2 protein-coding genes and 1 pseudogene are annotated in these 3,231 nt (G+C 66.2%); 2 read left to right on the forward strand and 1 reads right to left on the reverse strand.

Translation table 11 applies throughout. The annotated features are described in order from the left end of the window. Positions 1–686 precede the first annotated feature (686 nt). Positions 687–1,861 (reverse strand): annotated as a pseudogene (locus AB0J67_RS40155) (IS3 family transposase). 792 nt (positions 1,862–2,653) lie between these two features. On the opposite strand from AB0J67_RS40155, the gene AB0J67_RS40160 reads away from it, so the two are divergent. Both AB0J67_RS40160 and AB0J67_RS40165 read left to right on the forward strand, forming a co-directional pair. Further along, a complete protein-coding gene (locus tag AB0J67_RS40160) occupies positions 2,654–2,881 on the forward strand; it encodes a hypothetical protein (protein ID WP_363490918.1) in 228 nt (75 codons plus the stop codon). Positions 2,882–3,002: 121 nt separating this feature from the next. Further along, positions 3,003–3,158 carry a hypothetical protein gene (locus AB0J67_RS40165; protein ID WP_363490920.1) on the forward strand — a complete coding sequence of 52 codons (156 nt, stop codon included), beginning with the start codon at positions 3,003–3,005 and terminating at the stop codon, positions 3,156–3,158. The last annotated feature ends 73 nt before the right edge of the window (positions 3,159–3,231 follow it).

A 3,231-nucleotide genomic window follows, 5' to 3' on the forward strand; every position in this document is an offset into this window, starting at 1 on the left:
TCCGTCACATCGAAACGCGCCACCACCGAGTTCTACCAGCCGTCACCAGCCCACCAACAAGCCCACCGAGATCCGAACCCCGAACAGCTCCTAGTGCGCTGAGTCCGTGGTTTGCTGTGAATTCCGGTACGGGTTGTGGCCGGCCGAAGCTCGCGTTGTTGGACTTGGCCGAGGTCGGGCGCGAGGCGCTGGAAGCGTTGACCCGCGCGCACCACGGCGCAGGCATTCGGGATGCAGGTGCGGGTCCGTGCTGGACTGCGCAGGGCGGGTCCAACCGTGAGGTCTCGGGGCTGCTCGGGGTGTCGCTGCCGAGGGTCGGGACGTGGCGGGCGGCTTGTCATCACCGGCTCGACGCGTTGTCCGACGAGATCCGCCGCGATCTCGCACGTTCAATGACGCGGACGTCGAACGGATCGTCGTGGCGACCCTGGAATCCGAGCCCCCCAACGACCACGGTCGAGTCGCTTGATGGCCTCCGGGACGGGCTGTCGCAGCTGACGGTGTCCCGGGTCTGGCGCACATGTGGTTGACGCCTAGCTTTCCGCCCACATCGCGGATCGTGCGACCGGAGCGAGGACGAGCGCCCTGACGCCGGAACTCCTCCGGTGCACGCTCTGCCGACCAACGCGCTTTCCCCTCGGCATAATGCCACTGAACTTCCACCCTGGGACCGGACACCAGGGTTCTCACGCTGCGAGGGCGTGGTCGTGACGATACCCGAGGCGGACCTCGGCCGGCGTGCGGTAGCCGAGGGTCGAATGTAGGCGGTTGGTGTTGTAGTAGGCCAGGTGAAGACGGCCGTGCGGGCGGCGTCGCGGGTGGGCCACACGCTCGCGCCGATCTCGGTCTTGAGTGTGGCGAAGAAACTTTCCGCGGCGGCGTTGTCGAAACAAGATCCAGTACGGCCCATCGAGGCCCGCACCCGGTGCCGGTCGAGGCGGGCGCGGAAGCGCGTGGAGGTGTACTGAGATCCCTTGTCCGAGTGGAAGATCGCGTTGTTGGAGGTCAGGCCGCGGCGGGCGGCCAGGTCGATCGCGTCGCAGACCAGGTCGGCGCGCATGTGCTCGGCCATGGCGTGCCCGACGACCTCGCGGGTGTCCAGGTCGATCACGGTGGCCAGGTAGAGCCAGCCCTGCTCGGTGGGCAGGTAGGTGATGTCGCCGACGAACCTGTCCCCGGGCCGCCGGGCGGGTGAAGTCCCGTCCGAGCAAGTCCGGCGCTGGTGGCGTGGCCACGTCCTGGCGCGTCAGCGACCGGCGCCGCCGACGCGTCCAGCCAACGATCCGGTGCTGACGCATGATCCGCTCGACCTTCTTGCGGTTGATCCGCCGACCCCGCCGGCGCAGCTCGACCGTGACGCGCGGCGACCCGTACGCCCGCTGGTGCTCGGCGTGGATGGCTGCGATCTCCGCCGTCAGGGCGGCGCGGCCTGTTCGCACTGCTGGCGGGCGTCGGCGGCGTCGAGCCATTCGTGGAAGCCCTGCCTGCGCACCTTCAGGACCCGGCACAGCCGCGTGACGCCGTACTCGGCGCGGTGGGCGGAGATGAAGCGGTAGCGGCTGGTCATTGCCCTATCTCCCGAGCAAAATACTGGGCTGTCTTGCGGAGAATGTCCTTCTCGTCTCCAGTTCCCGCACCCGAGCGCGCAGCTTGCGCAGCTCTTCACGCTCGGTGAGCGTCAACTCACGCTCGGCGGCCCGACCGCCGGCCTCGGCGCGCTCGGCGGCGCGGACCCATCCGCGCAGGGTTTCATGGTTGACGCCCAGGTCACGGCTATATGCCGGAGCGGTGAGTCCGACGAGCGGAGCAATGCCACCGCGTCCTTGCGGAACTGTTCGGTGTACTGCGAAGGGCGTGCCACCAGGACATCCTTCCTCCTGGCTCTCCTGCCAGGGATCAGGGTGTCCGGTCCGAAGGTGGAAGCTCACACGTCAGTCGGTGCGCGGTCTCAGGGGGATTGCTGCACGTTTGTACGTCACAACTTGACACCCATGCGCACCAGTCGGCCTCCTACCGGGCGGCCAGAGCCAGTGCGGGGCCTGTTCCCACACCCAGGATGAGCGGAGAAGCGACTCAATGGCCGGGTCGAGTGACCCTTCCAGTTCACTTTCGCGCGGATCTTCTTCTGCCATCCAGTGCCTCCTTCTATCAATAGCGTTACGGGTGACCCACCTCGATCAGTTCGCCAAATCCGGAGAGCAACGCTAGATCAACACGGCTATCGGTGTGCTCGTACGTGATCGCCAGGGTCAGCAGCACCACCGCCCACCGTTGCTGGAGTATTTTCAATGCTGTGCGCGTAGCTCGTCGGCTGGCAGCAGACCGCAAAGCTGGGCGGCAGGCGGCTGCAGCTGGCTCCGACAGCAATCTCTCGTAGCGCTCCTGATGACTGACGCGGCCCGCCGCAGCTCAGTCTGACTCGCGCCGCGGTCGTGCGGTTGGGCGGCAATCTCGCTCGTGCTGCTGGGTGGCAATTTGTTGGCTCCCGTCTTCATGTGGACGAGTACGCGCGGTTTGGCCTGTCGAAGAGCACGTGGGAAGGCGCGAAGAACGCGCTTGACGGCGCGTCGCACCTGTCGGGCCTGGGGGAGTGGTACGCCTAGACCGGTCACAATCGGAAGCTGACAGTCCTGGCAATGTGATGGCTTGGGACATGGTTGACGGCTTCTGGTGGGGCTGGCTGACGTGGCGTTTTGTTCCATCCGCCGCGGAGGGGGAGTCGGTGATGTGTACAAAGTCGCGGCCGCGGTTTGATCGAGAGTTCATCGTCGCCGTGCAGAATGCGGAGGTGGATTACTCGATAACGACGGTGGCCAGCTTGCCGGCGTGGCGCGGTCTGATCTTCATGCGCTGTCCAGCGGTGACCATCTTTCCGTCGTAGTGGGCGCGTCGTTGGCCGCGTCGCGATCCGGCAGGCGGCGGTGGGCGCTGGGAGACGGCTGGCGGCGATCATGGCGCCCTGGAGGCCGGTGAGTTTGTCGGCTGGCAGTGGGCAGGGCAAGGTGGCGAGCAGCGCCACCGTGGTCTGTCAGGTACACGAGGTGCCCGTCGAGGCGCAGCGTAACCTCTCGACCGGCGAACGCGAACCCGAGCTGGTGATTGATCTCCCCGATGCCAAGGCTGCCTTCCTTGTTGACACTGAGGTCATTTCATCCTGATAGATGTGGATGTCTCAGGTTGATCAACTGGGCGTGGGGATGCGGGCCGTGAAGTGAAGCTCCCGATAGGACT

The organism is Catellatospora sp. NPDC049609 (assembly GCF_040675365.1).
Taxonomy (GTDB): domain Bacteria; phylum Actinomycetota; class Actinomycetes; order Mycobacteriales; family Micromonosporaceae; genus Catellatospora.

Coding starts and splice junctions, on each gene's coding strand:
- AB0J67_RS40160 (WP_363490918.1), top strand. CDS start 2,654: ATGGTTGACGGCTTCTGGTGGGGCTGGCTGACGTGGCGTTTTGTTCCA.